Source organism: Arthrobacter sp. 10L430 (assembly GCF_056395245.1).
The window spans coordinates 33,459-58,257 of the sequence record NZ_JBFTJD010000015.1 but is presented as its reverse complement, the minus strand read 5'-3'; the positions used below and the strand labels follow the sequence as shown (position 1 = coordinate 58,257).

23 protein-coding genes are annotated in these 24,799 nt (G+C 66.6%); 14 read left to right on the top strand and 9 right to left on the bottom strand.

Features of this window, described 5'->3' with window-relative positions; genetic code table 11:
- The first annotated feature begins 331 nt into the window (after window positions 1-331).
- Entirely contained in the window at window positions 332-1,351 is a 1,020-nt protein-coding gene (locus AC1DDG_RS14025; protein ID WP_476876526.1) for a hypothetical protein, read from the top strand.
- Window positions 1,352-1,529: 178 nt separating this feature from the next.
- On the opposite strand, the gene AC1DDG_RS14020 is transcribed toward AC1DDG_RS14025, so the two are convergent.
- Window positions 1,530-2,408 (bottom strand): LysM peptidoglycan-binding domain-containing protein, encoded by an 879-nt coding sequence (locus tag AC1DDG_RS14020; protein ID WP_476876525.1) that lies wholly within the window; start codon window positions 2,406-2,408, stop codon window positions 1,530-1,532.
- A 306-nt stretch (window positions 2,409-2,714) separates the two neighbouring features.
- Here AC1DDG_RS14020 and AC1DDG_RS14015 point away from each other — a divergent pair, with 306 nt between their 5' ends.
- A complete protein-coding gene (locus AC1DDG_RS14015; RefSeq protein WP_476876524.1) occupies window positions 2,715-3,260 on the top strand; it encodes an acyl-CoA thioesterase in 546 nt (181 codons plus the stop codon).
- Between the two features lie 110 nt (window positions 3,261-3,370).
- Window positions 3,371-3,808 (top strand): thioredoxin family protein, encoded by a 438-nt coding sequence (locus AC1DDG_RS14010; protein ID WP_230117479.1) that lies wholly within the window; start codon window positions 3,371-3,373, stop codon window positions 3,806-3,808.
- A 92-nt stretch (window positions 3,809-3,900) separates the two neighbouring features.
- On the opposite strand, the gene AC1DDG_RS14005 is transcribed toward AC1DDG_RS14010, so the two are convergent.
- Window positions 3,901-4,179, bottom strand: a complete 279-nt coding sequence (locus tag AC1DDG_RS14005) for a putative quinol monooxygenase (protein ID WP_476876523.1) — start codon at window positions 4,177-4,179, stop codon at window positions 3,901-3,903.
- 103 nt (window positions 4,180-4,282) lie between these two features.
- On the opposite strand from AC1DDG_RS14005, the gene AC1DDG_RS14000 reads away from it, so the two are divergent.
- Together AC1DDG_RS14000 and AC1DDG_RS13995 are read left to right on the top strand one after the other, a co-directional pair.
- Window positions 4,283-5,959, top strand: coding sequence for an AMP-binding protein (locus AC1DDG_RS14000; protein WP_476876522.1), 1,677 nt, complete (start codon window positions 4,283-4,285; stop codon window positions 5,957-5,959).
- A 130-nt stretch (window positions 5,960-6,089) separates the two neighbouring features.
- Window positions 6,090-6,728, top strand: coding sequence for an endonuclease domain-containing protein (locus AC1DDG_RS13995; protein ID WP_476876521.1), 639 nt, complete (start codon window positions 6,090-6,092; stop codon window positions 6,726-6,728).
- A 68-nt stretch (window positions 6,729-6,796) separates the two neighbouring features.
- On the opposite strand, the gene AC1DDG_RS13990 is transcribed toward AC1DDG_RS13995, so the two are convergent.
- Window positions 6,797-7,777, bottom strand: a complete 981-nt coding sequence (locus AC1DDG_RS13990; protein WP_476876520.1) for a DNA-3-methyladenine glycosylase family protein — start codon at window positions 7,775-7,777, stop codon at window positions 6,797-6,799.
- Between the two features lie 141 nt (window positions 7,778-7,918).
- Between AC1DDG_RS13990 and AC1DDG_RS13985 the strand changes: the two genes are divergently transcribed.
- Complete coding sequence (locus AC1DDG_RS13985; protein ID WP_476876555.1) at window positions 7,919-8,344, top strand: VOC family protein; 426 nt, start codon at window positions 7,919-7,921, stop codon at window positions 8,342-8,344.
- A gap of 2 nt (window positions 8,345-8,346) precedes the next feature.
- Here AC1DDG_RS13985 and AC1DDG_RS13980 read toward each other — a convergent pair whose 3' ends face one another.
- Complete coding sequence (locus tag AC1DDG_RS13980) at window positions 8,347-8,778, bottom strand: VOC family protein (protein WP_476876519.1); 432 nt, start codon at window positions 8,776-8,778, stop codon at window positions 8,347-8,349.
- 93 nt (window positions 8,779-8,871) lie between these two features.
- Window positions 8,872-10,005 (bottom strand): SLC13 family permease, encoded by a 1,134-nt coding sequence (locus tag AC1DDG_RS13975; protein WP_230117485.1) that lies wholly within the window; start codon window positions 10,003-10,005, stop codon window positions 8,872-8,874.
- 120 nt (window positions 10,006-10,125) lie between these two features.
- Here AC1DDG_RS13975 and AC1DDG_RS13970 point away from each other — a divergent pair, with 120 nt between their 5' ends.
- The 7 genes from AC1DDG_RS13970 to AC1DDG_RS13940 all read left to right on the top strand — a co-directional run bounded on the left by AC1DDG_RS13970 (window position 10,126) and on the right by AC1DDG_RS13940 (window position 18,695).
- A complete protein-coding gene (locus AC1DDG_RS13970; protein WP_230117486.1) occupies window positions 10,126-11,511 on the top strand; it encodes a cystathionine beta-synthase in 1,386 nt (461 codons plus the stop codon).
- Between the two features lie 93 nt (window positions 11,512-11,604).
- Complete coding sequence (locus tag AC1DDG_RS13965; protein ID WP_476876518.1) at window positions 11,605-12,768, top strand: cystathionine gamma-synthase; 1,164 nt, start codon at window positions 11,605-11,607, stop codon at window positions 12,766-12,768.
- A gap of 122 nt (window positions 12,769-12,890) precedes the next feature.
- Entirely contained in the window at window positions 12,891-14,132 is a 1,242-nt protein-coding gene (locus AC1DDG_RS13960; RefSeq protein WP_476876517.1) for a glycosyltransferase 87 family protein, read from the top strand.
- Between the two features lie 110 nt (window positions 14,133-14,242).
- Window positions 14,243-14,842, top strand: a complete 600-nt coding sequence (locus tag AC1DDG_RS13955; RefSeq protein ID WP_476876516.1) for a winged helix-turn-helix transcriptional regulator — start codon at window positions 14,243-14,245, stop codon at window positions 14,840-14,842.
- Window positions 14,839-16,290, top strand: coding sequence for an MFS transporter (locus tag AC1DDG_RS13950; protein ID WP_476876515.1), 1,452 nt, complete (start codon window positions 14,839-14,841; stop codon window positions 16,288-16,290). Before AC1DDG_RS13955 ends, AC1DDG_RS13950 begins: the two co-directional genes overlap by 4 nt.
- A 249-nt stretch (window positions 16,291-16,539) precedes the next feature.
- A complete protein-coding gene (locus AC1DDG_RS13945) occupies window positions 16,540-17,907 on the top strand; it encodes a glycosyltransferase 87 family protein (protein WP_476876514.1) in 1,368 nt (455 codons plus the stop codon).
- Window positions 17,904-18,695, top strand: a complete 792-nt coding sequence (locus tag AC1DDG_RS13940; RefSeq protein ID WP_476876513.1) for an SDR family oxidoreductase — start codon at window positions 17,904-17,906, stop codon at window positions 18,693-18,695. The genes AC1DDG_RS13945 and AC1DDG_RS13940 overlap by 4 nt, the downstream gene beginning before the upstream one ends.
- 109 nt (window positions 18,696-18,804) lie before the next feature.
- On the opposite strand, the gene AC1DDG_RS13935 is transcribed toward AC1DDG_RS13940, so the two are convergent.
- From AC1DDG_RS13935 to AC1DDG_RS13920, 4 genes are read right to left on the bottom strand one after another with little or no spacing between them, the layout of a single operon-like run.
- Window positions 18,805-20,025 (bottom strand): acyl-CoA dehydrogenase family protein, encoded by a 1,221-nt coding sequence (locus AC1DDG_RS13935; RefSeq protein ID WP_476876512.1) that lies wholly within the window; start codon window positions 20,023-20,025, stop codon window positions 18,805-18,807.
- A gap of 37 nt (window positions 20,026-20,062) precedes the next feature.
- On the bottom strand, window positions 20,063-21,589 hold the full coding sequence (locus AC1DDG_RS13930) for an APC family permease (RefSeq protein WP_476876511.1): 1,527 nt from the start codon (window positions 21,587-21,589) through the stop codon (window positions 20,063-20,065).
- Entirely contained in the window at window positions 21,586-22,809 is a 1,224-nt protein-coding gene (locus AC1DDG_RS13925; RefSeq protein ID WP_476876510.1) for a glutathionylspermidine synthase family protein, read from the bottom strand. Before AC1DDG_RS13925 ends, AC1DDG_RS13930 begins: the two co-directional genes overlap by 4 nt.
- A 1-nt stretch (window position 22,810) precedes the next feature.
- Window positions 22,811-23,509: a Tat pathway signal protein gene (locus tag AC1DDG_RS13920; RefSeq protein ID WP_476876509.1), complete on the bottom strand. Its 699-nt coding sequence runs from the start codon at window positions 23,507-23,509 to the stop codon at window positions 22,811-22,813.
- Window positions 23,510-23,733: 224 nt separating this feature from the next.
- Here AC1DDG_RS13920 and AC1DDG_RS13915 point away from each other — a divergent pair, with 224 nt between their 5' ends.
- Window positions 23,734-24,387 (top strand): MOSC domain-containing protein, encoded by a 654-nt coding sequence (locus tag AC1DDG_RS13915; protein ID WP_476876508.1) that lies wholly within the window; start codon window positions 23,734-23,736, stop codon window positions 24,385-24,387.
- The last annotated feature ends 412 nt before the right edge of the window (window positions 24,388-24,799 follow it).

Here is a 24,799-nt window from a genome sequence, read left to right as displayed (position 1 = left end):
CCCGGGTCCAGCCTGTGCCGCGGGAACCCGTTCATGCTGCCGTTCAAATGCCGCCTCCGCACCCCTTCTCAAATAGACCAAATAGGGCCATGCTTTTGCTAACCCTGTCCGGACTTGGCAACGGTCTCAGGTAGAGGAGGCTGAATGCATCTTCTGGTCGTTCCTCGGTGAGTCGTCCCGAGAGACACTAATCCGCGCCCCGTCCACGGAGACTTTGCACGTATCCGTACTGGGTGCGGTTTCGCCAGCGCTGCCCTCCAGATGAGCCCAATGCGGCGGGCCGGGCGCAGCTGCTGGAATCCAGTAATTCCAACAGCGAAAGGCTACAGAGATGTTCAAGCCAAAAAGACGACCGGCAGCGTTGGGTTCCGCTTTCACGCTGCTCATAGCGATGTCCACAGTGGCGTCGTGTGGCGCGCCCAATGCCGCGCCGGCCCCGGCAACGACTTCGGGGTCGTCGCAGTCGGCCTCTGCTTCGGCGACCCCGTCAGTAACAACCGAAACGACTTCGCCGGCAGCGTCGCCGACGGGCAGCGCGGACGCCACAGAGCTGTGCGGGCCCGGCTCTGCCATCAACTTTGACCTCAGCGCGTTCCAGGCGTCGCCGAAGATCGACAACAAGTGGTTCCCGCTGAAGCCGGGCGCGCAGTACACGACGACGGGCACCGTGAAGACCGAGGAGGGCACCGCGGAGCGGAAGGTTGTCCACGAAGTGACCGGCCTGACCAAGACCATAGACGGCGTGAAGACCCAGGTGATGTGGGACCGGGATTATGCTGACGGCGTGCTGGTCGAATCCGAACTGGCCTTCTTTGCCCAAACGGAGTCGGGGACAGTCTGGCTGTTTGGGGAGTACCCGGAAGAGTACGAGAACGGCAAGTTCACGGGCGCCCCCAGCACGTTCATTCACAGCATCTCCGAAGCCCAGGCCGGCGTCGCCATGCCGGGCGAGCCCAAGACCGGCACTCCGGAATATGTTCAGGCCCATGCACCGGCAGTGGACTTCCTGGACTGCGGCAAGGTCTTCAAGGAGAACGATCGGGTATGCGTGCCCACTGGCTGCTACGACGACGTGCTCGTCATTGATGAACACAACCCGCTGGAACCGGCTGTTGGGCACCAGCGGAAATACTATTCAGCGGGCACCGGACTGGTGAAAGTGACGGCAGTCGGCGGCGCAGACCAGGAGACCCTCGAACTGGTCAAGATCGAGCAGCTGACAGACGCCCAGCTGAAAGAAGTCAACCAGGGGGCAATGAAACTCGACGCGCACGCGTACCAGGTCAACAAGACCGACTACGCCAAGACACCCCACGCCGAAGAGGCGGCTGCGGGCACAGGCGGCTACTGAGGAGTTGCACCACCAGGACGACATGGGTTTCCGGACCCATCGACCGGTCCCCATCGCGGCGAACGGCCGCCCTAAAGGGACCGGTCATTCCTGAAGCCAGCAATATTTCGGCCGAGGGCAGCCACTTACGGGCATGGGGTAGCGGCTGCCGGGTATCGTGGACCGGGCCACCCTGCTGCTAGTTAAGGGCTATCACGAGCATTTGGGTGGTACCGGGAATGCAGGTCTGCAGCACCGCCCTGGGGAACCCGCCAAACACAGCGGCAACATCGTTGGTGGTACCGCCGTTGGGAACCTGGCCCCGGGCGGCCACCGTGTAGGTGCCGTAGCCCGGAACGTCCACTCTCTCGCCTACCTGGATTCCGGAGAAACGCGCCCAGCCGCCGCAGAAGTCGTGTTCAGTGATGAAAAGCGAGTACCCGTCGTCTGGTGTGTAGTGGATGGGTCCGATGCATTGGTCCACCATGGCCTGTCCACCTGCGCCAGCAACGTAGATGGTCCGGACGACCGGCACCGGAGCCGGTGCCGGCTGCGGAGGCGCGGGTTTTGCCGGGGCCGCGACTGGAGCCGGGGCCGTTACCCGAACGGGTGCCGCCACCGCGGCACGTGCCGGAGCGGGTGCCGCCACCGGGGCAGGTGCCGGAGCACGCACCGGCACCTTGGCGGCGGGGGCAGTTCTGTGCGGGGCCGCAGTCACCCGGGCCTTCGCAGCAATCGAGGAGGCGGATGTCTTCTTTGGGACCGTGTGGCTAACTGCGGCGGACACTCGCGGCGACGGCCTGGCGGCGGGTTCGGAAGCGGGCGTGTCTGACACTGAGCCCGGCCGGCCGGACCACGGCATCGCGTCATCCTGGAGGGCGGCCGGTACGGGTTGGCTCGCTGAAGCAGGAGTCTCGTGCGCGGGAGCCGCTGACCAAATGGGGGCCGTAGCGCTCACCAGCAGCACGCCGGCGAGCACGAGGACCCGGATGCCGAATCCGGTGTGCAGCGAGCCTGGCTGCAGATCAAATAGTTGAACCGCCGCACGGTGCTGGCTGGCGATTTCCTGCTGATTCATGGCTGACCCCTGAACCGTTGCGCGGCCGGCAGTATCTCGCGGCCGCTTGCTGGGCGGTCAGGCGCAGGCAGGGGAGGCGCTCAGGCGGGATCGCTTCCTGTTCACGCTTGACCATTAAATTGAGAGGGACGCGCTCACAAACGCATCTGCCCAGCAGTGTTGAGTGTAGGAGCGCGGGGCCGGGGGCACCCGCGTGGGCAGTACCTGTCTTTCCGCGCGACCCCTACTTGAATCCCGCAGGCCTCGCCGGGAGCCTGCGGGCGCGGGGAACTGCGAAAGTTGTTACTCACGAGTAACATGGACGTCATGCACCTGCTTCTGCGCACCCTGATGCTGCTGTTCAGCTCCTCCAAACGCTCTGCAATCAGCGTCTGGGAGGAGTCCTCGCTTCCGCTCCGCGTGCTCCCGACGGACATCGACATCGCCATGCACGTCAACAACGGGATGTACTTCTCGCTGATGGACCTGGGCCGCTTCGACCTGATGGTTCGGAGCGGCACGTGGGCGAAGATGCGCCGGCGCGGCTGGAGTCCCGTGGCCGCGGGCGAGACCATCGCGTTCCGCCGCTCCCTGCGGTTATGGCAGCGCTACACGGTCGAGTCCAGGATCATCGGACTGGATGCCAAGGCGATTTATTTCGAACAGCGCATGGTCGTGGATGGCGAGATCTATGCCCGGGCATATATCGCCACGCGTCTTGTGAGCGCGGGAAGGCCCGTGAGCCAGGAGGAAATTCTCGCCGAGTTTGGCGAGCCCCCGGCCGGGCTGGAGCTCCCGAAGTGGATCCATGACTGGCGCGAAACCAACGCGCTGCCCGGGGCTCGCAGGCCGGCACCGCACGCCTGGGTCTGACCACGCAAGAGGCCGTCGAAGAGCCGGGCGGAGATATTCCCGGTGACGCGGGGAGCGAACAAGCCGCCCGGCGGAGGGACATCGGGACCGGCCTCGCGTACGGTTGAACCATGGCTACCGTTGACATCACAGGTGAACAGTTCGCATCGACCATCGAGGGCAATGACATTGTCCTGGTGGACTTCTGGGCCGCCTGGTGCGGGCCGTGCCGCCAGTTCGCCCCCACATACTCCGCCGTTTCGGAGAAGCACAGCGACGTTGTCTTCGCCAAGGTGGACACCGAAGCAGAACAGCAGCTGGCCGCGGAAGCCGGCATCACGTCCATCCCCACGCTCATGGCTTTCCGCGAGAAGGTCCTGGTCTTCTCGCAGCCCGGTGCGCTGAACGCCCCGCAGCTTGAACAGGTGATCGACGCCGTCAAGGCCCTCGACATGGAGGAAGTCCACGCCCACGTGGCGCGCTCGCAGGCCGAAGCCGCCGCGTCCGCAGGCAACAGCACGGGCAACAACGCCGGCACGCAGGACGGCACCCAGATCCCGGATTTCTAGTTCGGCTTTTAACTGCAACGCGGGGTCACTCCGCACCCACGAACCTCGGTTCCTTGGGTGCGGCGTGATCCCGCGGTATTTGTAGGGACGGACTAGAGGCGCACGAGCTGGACAGGCTCGGCCAGCAGGGCGCTGAGGGATTCGTTGAGGTCTTGGACCGCGGTCCCCTTGGAATGCTTGTGGAGGTCTTCTTCCGAGGCCCACTGCTCGGTCAGGACCAGCTTCTCTTCGCTGGCTTCGGTGAGCTCGTACTGGATGCAGCCGGGCTCGCTAACTACCTCGTCGATGGCGATTTCCAGGGCCAGCTTCACGCGGAAGAATTCGCCGTCGTTGGGGATGAACGTTGCCTGCAGGTCGATGGGTGCACTCATGGATTTCACAATACCGGCCGCCGACTGCGGGTCCGGACCTGTTTACGCCGAACACCCTTCTGTTGCGCTTCTCTTGCCCGGAGCCAGTTGATAGCGTGCCATCATGCGCGCTTACACAGCCGGGGACACTGACGTCCCGCTGCTCGAAGAAACCATCGGCCAGAATTTCGAGCGGGTGGTGGCCCGGTTCCCGTTCCATGATGCGCTGATCGAGGCGGCCGCGGTGCCCGGCGCCGACGCCCGCCGCTGGAGCTACACCAAACTGAACGACGACGTCGACCGGCTCGCCCGCGCGCTCCTCGCCCTGGGCGTCGCGAAGGGGGAGCGGATCGGCATCTGGAGCCCCAATTGCGCCGAGTGGACCATCCTGCAGTACGCCACGGCCAAGATCGGGGCCGTTCTTGTCAACGTGAATCCGGCCTACCGCAGCTATGAGCTGGAGTTCGTGGTCAGGCAGAACGGCATGCGGATGCTGGTTACGGCGCCGTCGGACCGGAACAGCGATTACGTGGCGATGGCGCGGCAGGCGCTCGCCCAATGTCCGGAGCTGCGCGAGCTCGTGTTCCTGCCGGATCTTGGTGCGGAACAGCTCGACGCCGGCGTCCCCCAAGCCGGGCAGGAGCTCACTTACGCCGAGCTGCTCAAGCGGGCGGACGACGTCGGGCATTCCGGGCTGAAGGCCCGCATGGCGGAACTGGACGCGCACGACCCCATCAACCTGCAGTACACCTCCGGGACCACGGGCTTCCCCAAGGGCGCGACCCTGACGCACTCCAATATTCTGAACAACGGCTACTCGATCGGCGAGCTGCTGGGGTACACCGAGCAGGACCGCGTGGTGATTCCGGTGCCGTTCTACCACTGCTTCGGCATGGTGATCGGGAACCTGAATGCGCTCAGCCACGGCGCGGCCACCATCATTCCCGGCCGCAGCTTCACGCCGGCCGCCGCGCTGGAAGCGGTGCAGGACTTCGGCGGCACGTCCCTCTACGGCGTGCCCACCATGTTCATCGCCGAACTGGCGCTGCCGGACTTCGCGTCGTACGACCTCTCGACGTTGCGCACCGGGGTGATGGCCGGTTCGCTGTGTCCCATCGAGGTCATGAACCGGGTGATCTCGGAAATGAACATGGAGGACGTGGCCATTTGCTACGGCATGACCGAGACCTCGCCGGTGTCCACCATGACCCGGAGCGGGGACACCATGCAGCAGCGCACCGAAACCGTGGGCCGGACCATGCCGGGGCTGGAGAGCCAGGTGGTGGACCCCGCCACGGGGGACGTGGTGGAGCGCGGCGAAATCGGCGAACTCTGCACCCGCGGCTACGCCGTCATGAAGGGCTACTGGAACCAGCCGGACAAGACCGCGGAGGCCATCGACGCCGAGGGCTGGATGCATACCGGGGACCTGGCCCGCATGGACGACGACGGCTACGTGGTGATCGAGGGCCGGATGAAGGACATGGTGATCCGCGGCGGCGAGAACATCTACCCGCGCGAGATCGAGGAGTACCTCTACACGCACCCCTCGATCCAGGACGTGCAGGTGATCGGCGTGCCCGATGCCACGTACGGCGAGGAACTCATGGCGTGCATCATCCTCAAGCCCGGGGCGGAGCCGCTCGACGCCGCCGCCGTGGCTGATTATTGCCGCGGGAAGCTGGCCCACTACAAGATCCCGCGCTACGTCGACGTCCGCGAGAGCTTCCCCATGACGGTCTCGGGCAAGATCCGCAAGGTGGAGATGCGCGAGGAAGCCGTGGCCCGCCTCGGCCTCTGACAGCAACGCGGGGTCAGATATCGCCGCATAGAGCGCGTCTATTGGGCGCCATCTGACCCCGCGTTGCAAAAGCTGAAGTCAGGCTGTGGATAACTTTTGAGGACCGCGACGAGCAGCCAGAATAGTTCCCATGGCCCGGTCAACGCCGCTACCCGACACCCTGAACCATTTGCCCTTTACCGTGTACGAATCGAGGGCGCAGGGCGTTTCCGCGAAACGGCTCCGCGCCAAAGACCTTGCCGACGGCGGCCGCCTTATCTATCTGCCGCGTGGCCGGGAACTCGAACTGTGGGAACGAGCCAGGGTATTGGCGGCCGCCACGCCGGGAGAATGGGTGTCCCGGACCACGCCTTATGCCTACAAGGACGGTCTGCGCCTGCTCATCCGGCAGCACCCGAACATGAAGGGCGTGGAGAAGGCCCGGCAGGCGCTGGATGAGATGCGTGTAGGGGCAGACTCCTACCCGGAAACGTTCCTGCGGCTCGCCATGCTGGACGCCCACCTGCCCGAGCCGGAACTGCAGCTGCGCGTTGACCCGTCCGACCCATGGTCGCCGACGGCCGACCTCGGGTACCGGCGCTTTCGGATTGCACTGCAGTACGACGGCGCCCATCACCTTTCGCGGGAACAGCAGTCCCGCGACAACCGTCGCGACGAGGCTTTCATCAGTGCGGGCTGGACCTACTTCAAGGTCAACGCCGACGATTTGGAGGACGGATTCCAACGCGTGATCAGCCGGGTCAAATGTGCGAAGCGCCGCTCATCCTAAGGCAACGCGGGGTCACTTGGCGCCCAACGGAGGCAGGGAATTGGGCTCGAAGTGACCCCGCGTTGGTTTCAGTGCCGGCGGTGATCCTGGATGGTCATGCGCGGGCCGAACGTGGGTTTCCGGAAGCCGCTGAGACCGATCATGCGGACCACCCGCTGCCGGTGGCCCTTCCACGGCTCCAGCAGGGCCAGCATGCCGGCGTCGTCAGTTCTCCTGCCGGTCAGCGCGGCGCCCACATAGGCTGCCAGATGGTAGTCGCCCACGGCGACCGAGTCCGGGCAGCCGTGCGTCCGCTGCACCACCTCGGCGGCTGTCCACACACCTATGCCAGGAATGGTCTGCATTTTCGCTGCAGCCTCCGCCGCCGGCAGTTGGGCCAGCCGTTCAAGCGCGACGGCGGAACGCAGCGCCCGCATGACGGTGGCCGAACGCTGGGGACCCACTCCGGCCTTGTGCCATTCCCAGGACGGAATGCGGAGCCACTGCTCAGGAGTGGGCTTGACGAGAAGCCCGGCCGGTGCACTGGAACCCGCGCCGGGTGCTGGCGTGCCATAGCGGTACATGAGGTAGCGGTAGCCGCGCCGCGCCTCAATGACGGTGACCTTCTGTTCCAGGATGGTGGGCACGAGCGAGTCCGCCATGCGCCCCGTGGAGGGCAGCCGGACGGCGAGGTTCCGGCGTCGGGCGTCACGGACCATGCGGGGGAGCGTCGCATGGAACACGGCCTCGTCAAACGCCGACCAATCGTCCTCGGCGCCCAGCAGGCGGGGCACGGCGGCCAGGGCCGCAGCGGAACCGGGACCCCACGCCTGCACACCGACGTAGGGTTGCGGCCCTGTTTCGGCGCTGGTGAGCCGCAGCGTGACCGGACCGTCCGCCATCGTGAATGCCATCCACAGGCCCTCCGGCCGGGAAGCAAATGAGGGATCTCCGTTGCCGCGCATGAGCGTGCCCAGGGTCTGGCGCAGGCTGTAGGGGCCTCCGGGGTGCCACCGCAGGGAGGCGTCAGCGGCAGCGGCAACGCTGGCGGGGACGTCTGTGATGGTCATTGAATCATCGTCCCACGGACCGCTGACACCGCGTGCCGGGGAGCTTCCGGACAGCCCTTAACCAGTACGGTGCGGAGGACTACAATCCCAGGTGTGGCGCGGGTCCGCCGCGTCTTCCCTTCAAACTGTCAGGTGAGCGCAATGGGTGGAGTGGTGCATTTCGAAATCCCCGCGGACGACCAGGACCGGGCGAGAAACTTCTACAGTCAGGCCCTCGGCTGGCGGATCGACCCCATGCCGGAGATGGACTACAACGTGGTCATCACCACCCCGATGGATGAACAGACCGGCAGGCCTACTGAACCCGGAGCCATCAACGGCGGCATGATGGCCCGGGAAGGCGAGCTGACGACGCCCGTCATCACGGTGGACGTCGACGACATCGACGCCACCCTGCGGACGGTCGAGCAGCTGGGCGGTTCCGTGGTCAAGCCAAAGGACGCCATCCCCGGCATGGGCTTCTATGCCTACTTCAAGGACACCGAGGGCAACGTCCTGGGCCTGTGGGAGAACCTTCCGGCCGAAGCGGCCGGGGCTGCCGGCGGTGCGGAGGGCGCAGCGGGCTAAAGCTAGTCCTCGCCGAAGCGGGAGCGGGCCTCCGCCGGGATCAGCGGCTTCTGGGCGCGGACCTTGAGTTCCTGCACGGCCCAGGTGTTGCCGTCGGGATCGCTGAACCCGAAGAAGGTGCCGCCGTCGCGCTCGTCAAAGACGGTTATTTCGCTCGCCTCCACGCCCCGGCTGAGCAGCTCGTCGCGCGCGGCCCGGGCGTCCGGCACCACCAGCTGCAGTCCGCGCATGGACCCGGGGGCCATCTCGTTTTGGGCGGGGAGATCGCCGATTACGATCGAACAGCCTGAGCCAGGCGGCGTCAGCTGGACCACGTGCATGTGCTCATTCTTGGTGTCGTGATCAAGGTTGAAGCCAACCTTGTCGCGGTAAAACTCCACGGCGCGGCCGATGTCACTCACCGGCAGCACCACCACTTCGAGGGTCCAGTCCATGGCAGGGGTTCCTTTCGTCGAAAGCTGAGGGAGGATGCGTAGCCAGCCTGCCGTGCCGGGATGGTTTTTGGCTAGGGCGCCCCAGCAGAAAATTCAGGGCATCCCGTTGCCCAGCCACAGCGCAAGCACTGCCAGCGGCAGCGCCAGCAGGACGACGACGAGGCCGGCCAGTGCGAAGCCACCCCACCGGACTCGCAGGTTCAGGGTCTGGAGCCGCTCGTGCCACAGCAGTGTGGCTAGCGAAGCCCACGGCGAAACGAGGGGCCCAAGGTTGACTCCGATGAGCAGGGCCGCCAGCCGCACCGGCGAGCCGGCCACAGGCTCCAGGGCCAGGTACGCGGGAAGGTTGTTGGCGATGTTGGCCGAACCGGCTCCCAGCGCGGCCAGCCGCAGCAGCTCCGGGAACGTCTCACCCGACCCGGCCGCCGGGGCCAGCGCCTGCGTGAGGCCGTGAGAGTGCAGGGCCTCCACCACCATGAACAGCCCGGCCGTCAGCATGAGCGGGCGCCACGGCACCATGGACCAGCGCAGCGCGGACGGGCGGCGCCACAGGAATACCGCCAGGAGGAACGCTGCCGCGGCCATGGCGGGAATCGCCACCGGGACGCCGGAAACCAACGCCGGAAGCAGCACGAGCAGGGTTCCGCCGGCCGCCTTCAGCAGGCTCCGGTCCCGCACCCAGTGCGCCGGCTGGGGACCGTAGCGGCCACGAAGGTCCTTGCGGAACGCAAGCCACAGCAGTGCGGCGGGCACCAGGACGCCCACTAGCCAAGGTGCCCACATCAGCCCGGCGAAACGCAGCGGAGTCAGTGAAAGCCTTCCCTGAGCGAGCAGGTTGGTGAGGTTGGAGACGGGGAGGAGCAGCGACGCCGTGTTGGCCAGCCATACCGTGCTCAAGGCGAACGGCAGCGGAGGGATCCGGGCATGCACCGCCAGGAGCACCACAACTGGTGTCACCAGCACGGCAGTGGTATCCAGCGACAGGAACGCCGTGGCGACGGCGGACAAGGCAAGCACCAAGAGCCACAGCAGGAAGACGCTGCCCCGGCCCAGCGCAGCGATGCGGTCGGTCACCACCCGGAACAGCCCGGCGTCGTCCACCAGTTCAGTGACCACCGTCATCGCCAGCACAAAGGCCAGCACGGGAACGGTGCGTCCGGCCAGCTCCCGGAACGAGTCCCAGGGCAGGAACCCGGCGGCGAGGGTTCCGGCGCCCGCGGCAAGCATGACGCCTGGGAGAAGATAACTCCGCAAGTTCTTCGGCAGGCGCAGGGGCGTCACCGCATAATCTTCGCACCGAAAGCTGCCAAGAGGACCGCATGCGGGCAAGACGGTAAGTTTGTACCCATGAAGTACGCCCAGTCCGTTTTGGACCTAATCGGCAACACCCCGCTGATCAAGCTCAACCACGTCACCGACGGCATCAAAGCCACCGTCCTCGTGAAGCTGGAATACGTGAACCCCGGCGGTTCCATCAAGGACCGCATCGCGGCCAAGATGATCGAGGAAGCCGAACGGGACGGCAAGCTGAAGCCCGGCGGCACCATCATCGAGCCCACCTCCGGCAACACCGGCGTCGGGCTGGCCCTCGTGGCACAGCAAAAGGGCTACAAGTGCATCTTCGTGGTGCCGGACAAGGTGGGGGAGGACAAGAGGGCCGTCCTCCAGGCCTACGGGGCCGAAGTGGTGGTGACGCCCACCGCCGTCGCGCCGGACAGCCCGCAGAGCTACTACGGCGTTTCGGACCGCCTGGTCACCGAGATCCCCGGCGCCTACAAACCGGACCAGTTCTCCAACCCTGCGGCACCGCGCAGCCACTATGAGAGCACCGGTCCGGAAATCTGGCGGGACACCGACGGAACGGTGACGCACTGCGTGATCGGCGCCGGCACCGGCGGCACCATCACCGGCACGGGCCGTTTTCTCAAGGAGGTCTCGGCGAACCGTCCGGAGTCCGACGGCGGCCGGGTCAAGATCATCGGGGCGGACCCCGAAGGGTCTGTCTACTCGGGCGGCACCGGCAGGCCGTACTTCGTTGAAGGCGTGGGCGAGGACATGTGGCCCGCCAACTACGACAAGTCAGTTCCGGACCAGGTCATCGCCGTCACCGACGCTGATTCCTTCGCCATGACCCGGCGGCTCGCCCGCGAGGAAGGCCTCCTGGTGGGCGGTTCCTCCGGCATGGCCGTCGTCGCCGCGCTCCAGACCGCCCGCGACCTCCCCGAGGACGCAGTGGTGGTGGTGATCCTGCCGGATTCCGGCCGCGGCTACCTCGCCAAGATCTTCAACGACCAGTGGATGCGCTCCTACGGCTTCCTGTCCGGCGGCGAGGAAGCCTCCGTGGGCGAGGTCATCAAGTCCAAGACGGGCGAACTGCCGGACCTGGTCCACATCCACCCGAACGAGACCGTCCGCGATGTCATCAACATCATGAACGAGTTCGGCGTCAGCCACATCCCGGTGCTGTCCCAGGAACCGCCCGTGGTGATGGGCGAGGTCCTCGGAGCCGTGGACGAGCGCTCGCTGACCGCCAAACTGTTCCGCGGTGAGGCCAAGCTCACGGACAAGATTTCCGAGCACATGGGCGCGCGGCTCCCGGTGATCGGCTCCCTGGAAACGATCTCGGCCGCCCGCGAACTGCTCTCCGACGTCGATACCGTGATGGTGACGTTCGTCGGCGCTCCCGTGGGCATCCTCACCCGCCACGACCTCCTCGCGTACCTCAGCAACTGACCCGGTGGTTGAGCCTGCCAGTCCGTTGGTTGAGCTTGTCGAAACCTTGATCTCGACACGTTCGATCACCGGATACCAGCCGAAAGGAACTTCATGTCTGTCTCTGAAAACCAAGGATTCAACACCCGCGCCGTGCACGCCGGCCAGGCTTTCGAGCCCCGCACCGGCGCCGTGGTTCCGCCGCTGCACTTCAGTTCCACCTATGCGCAGGACGGCATCGGCGGCCTGCGCGACGGGTACGAGTACGGCCGCGGCGGGAACCCCACCCGGGACGCCCTGCAGGAACAGCTCGCGGCGCTTGAGGGCGGCACCCACGCCTATTCCTTCAGCTCCGGCCTGGCCGCCGAGGACTCGCTCATCCGCGCCCTGTGCCGGCCGGGCGACCACATTGTGCTGGGCAACGACGCCTACGGGGGTACGTACCGGCTGATCAGCCGCGTGCTCGGCGACTGGGGGATCGGCAACACCCCCGTGGACATGTCAGATCTCGAATCAGTCGCCGCCGCAGTGGCCGCCAACAAGACCCGTTTCGTGTGGGTGGAAACCCCCTCCAACCCTCTGATGAAGATCACCGACATCGAGGCCCTCGCCACGGTGGCGCACGACGCCGGCGCCCTCCTGATCGTCGATAACACCTTTGCTTCCCCCTACTTGCAGACCCCGCTCGCCCTGGGTGCCGACGTCGTGGTCCACTCCACCACGAAATACATCGGCGGCCACTCCGACGTGGTGGGTGGCGCGATCGTGGTCAATGACGCCGAACTGGCGGAGAAGATCGGCTTCGTGCAGTTCGCCGTGGGCGCGGTCTCCGGTCCGATGGACGCCTTCCTCACCACCCGCGGGCTGAAGACTCTGGGTGTCCGCATGGACCGTCACAGCGACAACGCCCAGGCCGTGGCGGAATGGCTGCTGGACCGCCCGGAGGTTGAGGCGGTGCTGTACCCGGGCCTGCCCTCGCACCCCGGCCATGAGCTCGCCAAGAAGCAAATGAAGAAGTTCGGCGGCATGATCTCCGTGCAGTTCAAGGGCGGCGAAGCGGCTGCGCGGAAGGTGGCCGAATCCACCACGGTGTTCACCCTGGCGGAGTCGCTGGGCGGCATCGAATCCCTGATGAACTACCCCTCGGAAATGACGCACGCCTCTGTGAAGGGCACCGAGCTGGCGGTCCCCGTTAACCTCATCCGGCTTTCCTGCGGCATCGAGGACGTCGAGGACCTCATCGCGGACCTCGAGCAAGCCTTCACGTTCATCCAGTGACGGCGGCTCCGGAGACCCCCGACCGGACGCAGACGCCGGCGCAGTCAGCACTACCCCAGTCAGCACTTCGGAAGTCGGCACGGCCGCCGGCCACAGGGCGGCAGACCGCCCGCGGATGGCTGATGACGGCGGCCGGTGCGCTCGCCGTCGTCGCCTCCCTCGCGGTGCTGTACACCCAGTACGCCCCGATGATGAACGACTTCGAGGTGTACTACTACGGCGGAACCAAGGTGTTGCAGACCGGTGAGAGCGGGGTCAGCGAACTTTACGCCGTCCGCGACGGGCTGCCCTTCACGTACCCGCCGTTCGCAGCCCTGCTGTTCGCCGGGCTGGCCACCATGAGCCTCGGCCAGAGCAGCATGCTGTTCATTGGCGCGGCGCTGGCCGGAGCCGCGGTGGTCTCGGCCTGGCTGAGCCGGCATTACTTCGGCCTGGGCCGCTGGCGCGAGACCTTCGCGGACTGGCGTTTCCGGGCCGTGGCGCTCGCCGGAACGGGGGCCATTCTGCTCCTGGGTCCGTGGCGCGACACCTTCGTTTTCGGGCAGATCAACATCATCCTGATGGGCTTGATCCTGACGGACTTCGCCCTGCACGGAAAGGCCCGCGCCGGAGAAATCCGCTGGCCCGCCGGGCTGCTGATCGGGATGGCTGCCGGGATCAAGCTCACGCCGCTGGTGTTCGGGCTGTACTTCCTGGTGCGCCGCGACTTCAAGGCGCTGGGATGGATGGCCGCCGGATTCCTCGGATCCATCGCCGCGGCCTGGGCCGTGCTGCCCAACGCCTCGGTCATGTTCTGGACAAAGATCCTTCCCGACACCGGCCGCATCGGCGATCCCGGCTACGTGGACAACCTTTCCGTCAAGGGACTGCTGCTGCACCTAAGGCTGCCGGACTCAGGGGTCACCAGCCTGCTGTGGCTTGTGCTCTCCCTCGCGCTCGTGGCGGTGGCCGCGCTGGTGATCAAGTGGACCGTTGCCGCCGACGAAAACTTCGTGGCGGTGTCAGCGACTGCGGTGCTCATGCTTCTCATCAGCCCGATCTCTTGGTCGCACCACTGGGTGTGGATGGCCGTGGCACTGCCTTCCATGGCCTTTGCGATGCACCGGGTTCCCTCCCGGGCGGGCCGGATGCGGCTGGCCGGCTGGATCCTCGTGGCAGCGGCGGCAGTGGCGTTTTACCTCACCCCGAAGGACCTCGCCATGATGGCCGGAGCCGAAGTCTGGGGCGTGAATCCGCGGACGGCGTGGCCGCTGATGGTCTCCAGCCTTGGCGTGTTGTGCGGCATGGCGATGCTCGGCTACTGGGCCCTGGCGTACCGGCCCGCGCGGGCCGCGCTGCGGAAGGTACCTTCTGCGCCGAAGTGACATTTCGCCGACAGTGTTCCCGAGGCGGATTGCCGCCAAATGCCCATCTCAACGCCCGAATCAACGCCCGGGGCCTGGCTTTCTTCAAGAAAGTCATCTAGGCTCGCCTCATGGCACTCCGCTCGGACTGGTCCCAACGCACCTGCAGCATGGCCCGCGGCCTCGACATTCTCGGCGACCCCTGGGGCATGCTGGTCCTGCGCGAGGTGTTCTTCGGCAACGGCCGCTTCGACGCCATGAAGGAGCGTCTCAGGGTGGCGGACTCGGTCCTCACCAAGCGGCTCGCCGCCCTCGTCGAGTCCGGGCTGCTGACCAAAAAACCGTATGACGACGGCGGCCGCACCCGCCAGGAGTACGTGCTCACACCCAAGGGCGAGGATGCGCTGCCGGTCCTCAACGCCGTGGTGATCTGGGCGGAAAAGCATCTCCCCGCACCGTCCGAAGCCGCCCATATGTACGTGATCCATTCCCGGTGCGGGCACCGGACCAACTCGGCGGACACCTGCGTGGAATGCGGTGAACGGCTCACGGCCGACAACACGAGCTGGCACAGCCTGACGCGCACCGGAAGGCCGGTACAGCTGGCAACCGCGCCCGATTCCGACCAGGAACCGATGAGGTTCGAGCAAGCAGGGCACGAGCAAGCAGAGCACGGGCAAATAGAACCCGCCGCCACGGAAGCAACCGGACAACAAGGGGCCGCAGCATGAGCAGCAACGAAGTGAGCGAAGCCGAAGCCCCGGACGCCAGAACCCAGGAACACGGAAGCCCCGGCACGCAGACCGCGACCCCCGGGACGCAGCCCGCGACCCCCGGGACGCCGCGGCGGCGCCGGTTGCACCCGGCCTGGATTGTGGCGTCCGTGGCGTTCCTGGCTCTTGTTGGCGCCGCCGGTTTCCGGGCCGCGCCCGGCGTGCTCATGGTCCCGCTGCAGCAGGAATTCGGCTGGTCCACCACGGTGCTGTCCGCCGCGGTCAGCATCAACCTGGTCCTGTTCGGCCTCACGGCCCCGTTCGCCGCCGCCCTCATGGAACGGTTCGGCATCCGAGCCGTGACGGCCGTGGCGCTCGTCCTGATCGGGGCCGGCAGCGCGCTGACCGTGCTGGTCAGCCAGTCCTGGCAGATCCTGCTGACCTGGGGGCTGCTTATCGGACTGGGGACCGGCTCCATGGCGCTCGTATTCGCGGCGACCATCGCCAACACGTGGTTCGCCAGGAGCCGCGGGCTGGTGATCGGCATCCTGACCGCCGGCAGCGCCGCCGGCCAGCTGGTCTTCCTGCCCTTCATGGCCATGCTGGCGCAGGATCCCGGCTGGCGCCAGGCCTCCCTCCTCATCGCGGCCGGCGCCCTGGCGGTGGTCCCGCTGGTTCTGAAGTTCCTGAAGAACTCGCCGGCCGACGTCGGGGTGTTGCCTTACGGCGCGGAGGCGTCGGTCAGCGACTCGGAACCGGAGTCCGCCCCTCCGGCCAACACCGTTGCTGTCACTGTGGTCACCGGATCCGCCGCCCAGCCCAGCGGCAACGCGGCTGTCCGCGCGCTGCAGGTGCTCAAGCGTGCAAGCAAGGTGCGCACGTTCTGGGCACTCGTGGCCGGATTCGCCATCTGCGGCGCCACCACCAACGGACTCATCGGGACGCACTTCATTCCCTCCGCCCACGACCACGGCATGCCGGAGACCACCGCGGCGGGCCTGCTGGCGGTCGTCGGAATTTTCGACATCCTGGGCACCATCGCTTCCGGGTGGCTGACCGACCGCTTTAACCCGAGGATCCTGCTGGCCGTGTACTACCAGTTCCGCGGGATCGGGCTGCTGGTGCTCCCGCTGCTCCTGAGCGCGTCGGTTCAGCCCAGCATGATCGTGTTCGTGGTGATCTACGGCCTCGACTGGGTGGCCACCGTGCCGCCCACGGCCGCCATCTGCCGCAAGGTGTTCGGCGCAGACGGCAGCGTGGTGTTCGGCTGGGTCTTCGCCGCGCACCAGCTCGGCGCCGCAGCGGCAGCCCTGGCCGCAGGGGCGATCCGTGACGCCACGGGCCAGTACACCTACGCGTGGTTCGCCGCTGCCGCGATGTGCACCATTGCCGCGGTCATCAGCGCCACGATGCGCAAGGATGCCGGCAAGGCGCAGCCAGCACCGGTCGCCGCTGGCGCTGCCTGACATTCGGCAGTGGCGTTCGGCGGCCCGCAGCGGCGACGCCGCCGGCTTCGTAGAAGTCCGGCGCTCCGTCATGAGCGGCCACATTCCGGTGCCGGCAGGCGGGGCGCCGGAGCAAGCGGCCAGCGGTCAGTAGAATGAGCGGGTGGCGCCTGGTCGGGCGCGGGTCCTGCGGCACGGCGCAAAACGCGTGCATCAGGCGCACATACAGGATCCACGCTTCGGCAGGATTGCACATCAGGGGGACACTGAATGGCACTGCTCGACGCCCAAGCACAAGGCAGTACGCCCGCTGACGCACAAGACGGAAGGGTCGCCTGCCCGGAGGGGCGCCTGCGCCGTCCTTTGGCCGCGGTGCTTTCCGCGGAGTTCCTGACGCTGCTCGCGGTGCTGGCGGCCGCCATCTTCATCTCATCGCGGCTCGACGCGTGGGGCGAGAAGGGCCTGGACTTCAGCGTTTACTGGCACGGCGGCAAGGTCCTGAACGAAGCCGGCCTCGCGCCGTCGGGCCTTTACCGTCTGACACTGGAATGGGCAGGTGGTCCGCAACTTCCGTTCACCTATCCGCCGTTCGCGGCGCTCCTCTTCAGCCTGCTTGCCAGGCTGCCGCAGGAAACGGCTCTCTTGCTCTTCAACGCCGCCGGGGTGGCCGTCGCCGCATGGGTGGCGGCGCGCGGAGTCCGCTACTGGAACGCCAAGTCCGACTGGCGCAGCACCTTTGCCTCCGCCACGCTGCCCTCGCTGCTCAACCGCCTGGGCGCGGTGGTGCTGCTCCTGGCCGTTCTCAACCTGGGCCCGTGGCGCGAGACCCTGGCCTTCGGCCAGATCAACATCCTCCTGATGGGGATGATGGCGGCAGACCTCCTGGCCCGCAACCCGCGCTGGAGCCGAGGCCTGCCCGGCAGCGGCTTCCTGGTGGGCGTGGCGGCCGGAATCAAGCTGACACCCCTGGTGTTCGGCCTCTACTTCCTGGTGCGCAGGGACTGGCGCGGGCTGCTGAACATGGGCGCCGGCTTCGCCTCCACCGTGCTGTTGGGCTGGCTCATCAGACCCGCAGAGTCCCTGCAATTCTGGCTTGACATCCTTCCGGACACCTCCCGGATCGGCGGGGCAGGCTACGTGGACAACCTGTCTATTAAAGGGGCGCTGCTGCACTTCGGTGTTCCTGCTGCCGGAGTCACTCTCCCCTGGCTGGTCCTGAGTCTCCTGGTGGTGGCCCTCGGCGCGGCCGTCATCAAGTCCGCCAGCGACCAAGGCTCCAGGGTGGTGGCCATTTCCGCCACGGCCCTCACCATGCTGCTCGTCAGTCCCGTTTCGTGGTCCCACCACTGGGTCTGGATAGCGGCGGTGCTGCCTGCATTTGCCTGGACCCTGCGCGAGACGCCTCACCGTCATCGGCTGATGCGCTGGCTCATGGGAGTAGTCCTCGGGGTTTCAATCATCGTGTTCCTCTTCTCGCCCAAGACCATCGGCACCGCGTTCGGGGCAGGGAACCTCAACATCCAGACGCCCGGGCTGTGGATCATGGCCTCCAGCGCAGGCGTGTTCTGTGCCCTGGCCATCATGGCCTGCTGGCTCGTGGTGCTGCGGCGGGGCAAAGTGGCGGAGCTGCCGGCATGAGCCTTGAACCCGACCACGCGCAACTCCAGGCGGTTGAACCCCAGCGCAAAACGGCCCTCGTCACGGGCACCGGCCGGCTGGCCGGGATCGGCGCCGGGATCGCCCGGCAGCTGGCTGCCGACGGCTGGGACCTGGTCCTGACCTACTGGCAGGAGTACGACGCCCGGATGCCCTGGGGAATCCAGCCTGACGACGTCGAACAGCTCACCGCCGAGCTGGAAGCCATCGGTGCCCGGGTGCTGGCACTGCCCGCCGATTTCCAGGATCCGCAGGCCGTGGACAGGCTGATGGCCGGCATCGCGGAACAGACGGGCACGCTCCACGGATTGGTGCTGAGCCACGCCGAGTCCGTTGATTCGGGCGTCCTGGACACCACGCTGGAAAGCTTTGAGCGTCACTTCGCCGTGAACACGCGCGCCAGCTGGCAGCTGATCGCTGCATTCGCCCGGCAGGCAGCCGACGACGGCGGTGCGATCGTCGCGCTGACCAGCGACCACACAGCGTTCAACCTGCCGTACGGGGCGTCCAAGGGGGCACTGGACCGGATCGTCATCGCCTCCGCCCGGGAACTTGGCCCGCTGGGCATCACGGCGAACGTGCTGAACCCGGGGCCGGTGGACACCGGCTGGATGGACGGGGAGCTTCGGGAGGAACTGTCCCGTCGCCAGCCCGGTGGCAGGCTCGGGACTCCGGCGGACGTAGCGGGCACTGTCGCCTTCCTGCTGTCCCCGGCGGGACGCTGGGTGTCGGGCCAGCTGATCAAAGCCGACGGCGGCTTCTCGGCCTGAGTGCTTTAGCGCGCGTCGGCGTCTGGCGTGCCGGGGTGCAGCTTGTTCGCTGGTTGAGCTTGTCGAAACCGGTTTCGACAAGCTCAACCAGCGGCTCCTGCCAACCTCGTCACCGGAAGGCGGACAGCCCGGTGATGTGCTGTCCGATGATCAGGGTATGGACCTCGTCCGTTCCCTCGTACGTGCGGACGGACTCCAGGTTCGCGGCGTGCCGCAGCGGCGAGTAGTCCAGGGTGATCCCGTTGCCGCCCAGAATGGTCCGTGCCTCGCGGGCGATCCTGATGGCCTCACGGACGTTGTTCAGCTTGGCCAGCGAAATCTGTTCGGGACGGAGCCTGCCGGAATCCTTGAGGCGGCCCAGGTGCAGCGCAAGCATGGTGCCCTTCTGGATTTCCAGCAGCATGTTCACCAGCTTCTCCTGGGTGAGCTGGTAGCCGGAGAGCGGCCGGCCGAACTGCATCCGTTCCATCGAGTAGTTCAGGGCCGCCTCGTAGGAGTCACGGGCGGCGCCCATCGCGCCCCAGGCTATGCCGTAGCGGGCCTCGTTGAGGCAGGAGAACGGCCCGCTGAGTCCGACCGCACCCGGCAGCAGGGCCTCCGGTCCCAGCCGCACGCCGTCGAACACTACATCGCACTGGACGGAGGCGCGCATGGAAAGTTTCCTGCCGATCGGCGCGGCGGTGACTCCCGCAGTGCCTGCCGGCACGAGGAAGCCGCGGACTCCGTCATCGGTCCTGGCCCACACCACCATGACGTCGGCGATGGAGGCGAGCCCGATCCAGCGCTTGGCGCCGTCCAGGATCCAGCCCGCGTCCTCCCCGGTGCCGTCCTGCCTGGCCATGGTGGTCATGGACGACGGATCAGAACCCGCGGACGGCTCGGTCAGCGCGAAGCAGCCGATTACCTCGCCGGCGGCCATGCGGGGGAGCCACTCCTGTTTCTGGTCCTCGGAGCCCCATTTGTAGATGGCGGTCATGGCCAGCGAGCCCTGCACCGAGACGAAGGTGCGGATCCCGGAGTCGCCGGCCTCCAGTTCCATGGCGGCCAGGCCGTATTCCACCGCGGAGCGGCCAGGGCAGCCGTAGCCCTCCAGGTGCATGCCCAGCACACCCAGCTCGCCCAGTTGGGCGGGGAGGTGCTGGGGAAAGACGCCGCGGTCATACCAGTCGGCGATGTCCGGGCGGATCTGCTGGTCGGTGAAGTCGCGGATCCGCTGCCGGAGGGCGAGCTCGTCATGGCTCAGCAGCGAATCCAGCGCCAGGACATCAGAGGGATCGGGGAGACCGTACTCGGCCGTGGCTGCAGCGGGATCAAGGGCGTCGTTGCTCATGCCAGCATCCTACGGGCTGGCGCCACCCTGGCTGGGGCTATTGACTGGCGGAGACCTGCTGCCTGCCCAGGAAGTAGTTCCGCGTGGACGGCAGGAACCGGCACACCACGGCCAGCACCACTCCCAGGGCCAGCAGCACCACGCCGCTGACGAACGCCCCGCCGACGCCGAAGATCTGGCTGTCCCCGTAGGCCGGGTCCCACATCTGTGCCGCAGAGACGAAGAAGGCTGCCGTGAGCAGCACGGCGCCGATCAGCGGCAGGATCCCGCGGAACCACAGATTGCGGGCAGATCCGCGGAGCGTGCGCCGGAAGTACCAGACGCACGCGAAGCCGGTCAGGGCATAGTAGAACGCGATGAACAGGCTGATGGAGCTGATCGAATCGGAGAGCAGGTTCTCGCTGAGGAAGCTCATGGCAAAGTAGTAGACGACCGCCGCTGCTCCCATCACCTGGGTGGAGAAACCGGGAGTCTGATTCCTGGCGTGGACCGCGCCGAATTTGGGCGGCAACGCGCCGTGGACACCCATGGAGAGGGTGCCGCGTGCCGTCGGAAGGATGGTGGTCTGCGTCGAGGAGAGCACGGAGGCCAGGACGGCGACGACGATCAGCCAGCCCCACGGGCCAAGGACCACGTCCTTCATGGCAAGGAAGACGTCGCTCTGGTTCTCACTGTTGCCGAGGCCTATCCCTTCGGACCCCACGGTGGCGTACATCATCACCAGGAGCGCCATGGACACGTAGATGGCCACCAGGACGAAGGCCGAGATGACGGCGCCGCGGCCCGGAGTGGTGGACGGATTCTCCGTTTCCTCGTTCACCGCAAGGCAGGTGTCCCACCCCCAGTAGATGAACAGTGCCAGAAGGGAGCCGTGGACCACCGCGCCCGGATCAGCGAAGGCGCCCGCGGGATTGAACCACTCGATATCGAACGGCTGTATGGCTGTGGCGCTGCCGGATGCCCCGCCCGCGATCCTGAAAATGATGGCCACCGCAAAGATGCCCAGCGAGATGTACTGCACGTAGGTCAGGACGCGCTGAACATGCTCGCCCAGCCGGATCCCGCGGTAGTTCACCAGAGTCATGAAGGCGATGAACATAACTCCCGTAGCCGTGACCAGCAGGCTGTTCTCCGCAAGGGAACCGTCGCCCACCAGCAGCCACAGGTACTGCCCGGCCACCTGCGCCAGATTGGCCAGGACCACGATGCCGGCGAGCGCAACACCCCAGCCGCCCAGCCAGCCTGCCCACGGACCGAAGGCGGTGCGGGCCCAGATGAAGGTGGTGCCGCAGTCCGGCATGGCACTGTTGAGCTCGCGGAACGCGTACGCGATGAACAGCACGGGAATGAAGCCCAAGACCAGGACCAGCGCGGTGTATTTCCCGTTCACAGCCGCAATCAGCCCCAAGGTGGCGGCGAGCGAATAGACCGGCGCGGTCGAGGCCAGGCCCAGCATGACGGAGTCGCCGAGGTCCAGGATCCCGGCGCGCAGCCCCTTGCCGGGAACCGCGCCAGGCGGCCGGTTTCCGGCGCCGCCGCCCGCCGTCGTGGTTCCGGTGCTCATAGTGCGATACCTGCCTTGCTGGAGTTGGCCGCGGAGTGGGCCTGGACGGAGAGGGGCGCCGGTGCGTCGATGGTGTTTGGCACGAAGCGGCAGAAGTAGTCGGTGATGGGGCCGTCCGATTCGCGGATGCCGCAGCCGACGGACTCGCCGTCCACCACCCACAGGCCAAGGACGGGGTGGTTGCCGTCAAAGTCGGGCAGCCGGTGGAACTGCTGGTAGCACCAGCCCTCGCGGCCATAGCCGCCGGGCTGCTCCAGGCTGATGCCCTCGGCGTGGATCCTGATGTTGTCGCCCTCCCGCCCGTGCAGCGGCTTGGCCACCCACTCCTTCAGGGGCCCGGGCCCGTCGAGGTAGGCCGGCAGCAGGTTCGGGTGTCCGGGGTAGAGGTGCCAAAGGGCGGCGAGCAACGCCTTGTTCGAAAGAAGCATCTTCCAGGCCGGCTCCACCCAGCGCGGATTGTGGGCCCGCTCGAGCAGGCGGTGGCCGAAGGGCTCCTTCATCATCAGCTCCCACGGGTAGAGCTTGAAGATGGTGCTGATCATGAAGTTGTCCAGGTCCACAAAGCGTTTCAGGTTGGGGTCCCAGCCGATATCTGACATGTTGATGCCGATGGTGGTCCAGCCTGCCTGGCTGGCGACGTCACGCATGTACGCGGCGGTCATCCAGTCCTCCCCGGATTCCTCCGCCTCCGAGTGGGCGATGTGCAGGGTGCTCATGCCGGTCCGGTACTGAAGCTTCTTCCACTGCCGGATGAGGGCCTCGTGGATGCCGTTCCACTGGTCCTTGTCCGGAAACACGTCCTGCAGCCAGAACCACTGGGCCACGGCGGCCTCGATCAGGCCCGTGGGCGTGTCGGCGTTGTACTCGAGCATCTTGGCTGCGCCGCCCTGGCCGTCGTAGATGAAATCGAAGCGGCCGTAGATGTCCATGTCCCCGGCCTGCAGCGATTCGGCCGCCAGTTCCAGCCCTTGCTGGCCGATGCCTATGGGCCCCATGGCTCCGGTGGCCAGGAATTTTGCGGCCTCGAGGCACATCCCGTGCATGTCCTCGGCGGTCTGCTCCAGGGCCTCCACCTCGTCCATGGTGAATTCGTAGTAGGCGGACTCGTTCCAGTACTCGATCTTCTTGCCGTCCGGCATGGTGGTGGTCGAGAAAACCAGGCCCTGCTCTTCGATTTTCTGTTTCCAGTCCGGCCGGGGCGTTGCGGAAAGTCTCTTCACCCTAGCCTCCCGTGCTTCCGCCCTTGGAGCTGCTGCCGAAGCCGCCCCTGCTGACGGTGCCGCCCTTGCTGCTGTACCCCGTGGACGTCTTGGCCCCCTGCGGAACCGTCCGGGTGAAGCTCGGGTAGGAAGACCGGTTCTGCCCCACGCCCGGAACACTGGCTCCCCGGGCGTAGAAGTACCAGGCGTAGAGGCCGCCGCCCCGGCCCGCTGTGCTGTTGCACTGGGTGTCCTCCACCCGTTCGCCGGTCTCGTCGTTGAAGCAGACCTGCGCGTAGTCCGCATCCTGTTCATTGCTGGCCACGATCGCCGTGATGGTGCCGGCCAGCAGCGCAGTCACGCCGAGGCCCACCACCACGGTGCGGCGCTGCGAGCGCTTTTTCCGGGCCGCTGCGGAGTTCAGTTCGCGCTCGCGCTCCCGGGCGAAGGGGTCGATGATGGGGCTCGGCGCGGGGAAGTCCGGCTGCCCCGGTTCCCCGGAGGGGCCCGCCGGGGACGTGGAGCCGGGCTTTCCGGGGCCCCGTTTGCCGGGCTTCTCCGGACGCTGTCCGGAGGGCTTGAACAACTCGGGGTCCAGCAGCTCGGGCCGGAGCTCCGGCTTGGGCACCTGCCACGGTGGCGGCTTCGGCGCGCCGGCGGCGGACGCATCGTCGCGCGCATCGCCGTCGCGGTCTTTTGGCGGGTCCTTCTCCGGGTTCACGGGTCCCCCTGCTGGTCCATGCTGTCGGGTCACTCTGATTAAGTCATTGATTAAGTCACGGGATCGGTTCACGCCGGTGGCGTGCCGTCTTGAGCGGGCGGCGCCCGCAACGGAATCCTGCAGTCAGCCTAGTAGTTGCACCGGCGTGCCGCTAACAAATATGTGGGACGGGCCGCTATCGGCACACGGAATACAGCACAGTCCCGAGAACCTAGACTGTTGCCATGGACACCGCCACTCTGCTTGCCGTCTGCCGGGTACACCAGCTCCTGCCTGATGAGGGGAGCGTGGGTGTCACCGCGATCGACAAACGCCCTGTCGAAGGGCCCGTGAAGGTGCACAAACTTGGCCTGCACGGCGATATCCAGGCCAGCAGGATCCACCACGGCGGCGAGGACCAGGCGCTGTATGCCTACTCCCAGGCCGATGCGGACTACTGGGTCGGTGCACTGCAGCGCGACCTGCCGCCCGGCATATTCGGTGAGAACCTGCGCGTTGCCGGCATCGAGACCACCGGCGCCGTCATCGGCGAGCGCTGGAAGATCGGCCTGGACGTCGAAGTCGAGGTGACCTCGCCGCGCGTTCCGTGCGCTGCCTTCCAGCGGCGCATGGGGGAGAGCCAGTGGGTCAAGCGCTTCACCGAGGCCGGACGCGTGGGCACCTACCTTCGGGTGATCCGCACCGGCTCCATCCAGGCCGGGGACCACATCCATAGGCTTTTCGTTCCGAGCCACGGAGTGACCGTTGGCCGGTGGTTCAGCCAGCCGGATGTTGAAGCCATGGAGGCCCTCCGCGACGCCGACGCCGACGGCGAAATCCGTCTCCAGCCCGAGTACCAGGACGAATTCGAGAAGCTTCTGCGCCGCGTCGGCAGCTAGCCGCCGGCGGCTGCCGGCATCCAAAAAAGCGGGGAAGAACGACGGCGGAAGACCGTCGTGTGGGCAAGCTCACCGAAGCCTGCGGGACCCTCGGTTACCCATGGGCGGAAGTATGCCCTACACTTGAAATATCCCCCACTCCGGAAATCCCTTATTCCTGCCCAATTTTTGAGGCAGGACTGGCAAGTGTTGGAGTCCGCAAATGTGATGCGGGCATTTTCATAGGGAGAGCCGGCTAAAGAAAACGCTGTACAGACTGCTGGGATAGCAGCCAAGAGATGCAGCGGGAAGTCCTGCCACGGGATTGCGAAAGCGCCGGACTTCTACGTGACCGGCCGGTCAATGTATGCCCGGCACCCACGGCACATGTACTGCGGCTCCGCTCACCTCGGGTTGTGCCGCCTGGCCCCCT

Excerpts from the sequence above, each read along its gene's own strand:
- AC1DDG_RS13950 (WP_476876515.1), top strand. The coding sequence starts at position 14,839 with ATGAGCAGCAACGAAGTGAGCGAAGCCGAAGCCCCGGACGCCAGAACC.
- AC1DDG_RS14000 (WP_476876522.1), top strand. The coding sequence starts at position 4,283 with ATGCGCGCTTACACAGCCGGGGACACTGACGTCCCGCTGCTCGAAGAA.
- AC1DDG_RS13980 (WP_476876519.1), bottom strand. The coding sequence starts at position 8,778 with ATGGACTGGACCCTCGAAGTGGTGGTGCTGCCGGTGAGTGACATCGGC.
- AC1DDG_RS14020 (WP_476876525.1), bottom strand. The coding sequence starts at position 2,408 with ATGAATCAGCAGGAAATCGCCAGCCAGCACCGTGCGGCGGTTCAACTA.
- AC1DDG_RS14005 (WP_476876523.1), bottom strand. The coding sequence starts at position 4,179 with ATGAGTGCACCCATCGACCTGCAGGCAACGTTCATCCCCAACGACGGC.
- AC1DDG_RS13915 (WP_476876508.1), top strand. The coding sequence starts at position 23,734 with ATGGACACCGCCACTCTGCTTGCCGTCTGCCGGGTACACCAGCTCCTG.
- AC1DDG_RS14015 (WP_476876524.1), top strand. The coding sequence starts at position 2,715 with ATGCACCTGCTTCTGCGCACCCTGATGCTGCTGTTCAGCTCCTCCAAA.
- AC1DDG_RS14010 (WP_230117479.1), top strand. The coding sequence starts at position 3,371 with ATGGCTACCGTTGACATCACAGGTGAACAGTTCGCATCGACCATCGAG.
- AC1DDG_RS13955 (WP_476876516.1), top strand. The coding sequence starts at position 14,243 with ATGGCACTCCGCTCGGACTGGTCCCAACGCACCTGCAGCATGGCCCGC.
- AC1DDG_RS13965 (WP_476876518.1), top strand. The coding sequence starts at position 11,605 with ATGTCTGTCTCTGAAAACCAAGGATTCAACACCCGCGCCGTGCACGCC.
- AC1DDG_RS13970 (WP_230117486.1), top strand. The coding sequence starts at position 10,126 with ATGAAGTACGCCCAGTCCGTTTTGGACCTAATCGGCAACACCCCGCTG.
- AC1DDG_RS13985 (WP_476876555.1), top strand. The coding sequence starts at position 7,919 with ATGGGTGGAGTGGTGCATTTCGAAATCCCCGCGGACGACCAGGACCGG.
- AC1DDG_RS14025 (WP_476876526.1), top strand. The coding sequence starts at position 332 with ATGTTCAAGCCAAAAAGACGACCGGCAGCGTTGGGTTCCGCTTTCACG.
- AC1DDG_RS13960 (WP_476876517.1), top strand. The coding sequence starts at position 12,891 with ATGACGGCGGCCGGTGCGCTCGCCGTCGTCGCCTCCCTCGCGGTGCTG.
- AC1DDG_RS13990 (WP_476876520.1), bottom strand. The coding sequence starts at position 7,777 with ATGACCATCACAGACGTCCCCGCCAGCGTTGCCGCTGCCGCTGACGCC.
- AC1DDG_RS13935 (WP_476876512.1), bottom strand. The coding sequence starts at position 20,025 with ATGAGCAACGACGCCCTTGATCCCGCTGCAGCCACGGCCGAGTACGGT.
- AC1DDG_RS13995 (WP_476876521.1), top strand. The coding sequence starts at position 6,090 with ATGGCCCGGTCAACGCCGCTACCCGACACCCTGAACCATTTGCCCTTT.
- AC1DDG_RS13940 (WP_476876513.1), top strand. The coding sequence starts at position 17,904 with ATGAGCCTTGAACCCGACCACGCGCAACTCCAGGCGGTTGAACCCCAG.
- AC1DDG_RS13975 (WP_230117485.1), bottom strand. The coding sequence starts at position 10,005 with ATGCTTGCCGCGGGCGCCGGAACCCTCGCCGCCGGGTTCCTGCCCTGG.
- AC1DDG_RS13945 (WP_476876514.1), top strand. The coding sequence starts at position 16,540 with ATGGCACTGCTCGACGCCCAAGCACAAGGCAGTACGCCCGCTGACGCA.
- AC1DDG_RS13930 (WP_476876511.1), bottom strand. The coding sequence starts at position 21,589 with ATGAGCACCGGAACCACGACGGCGGGCGGCGGCGCCGGAAACCGGCCG.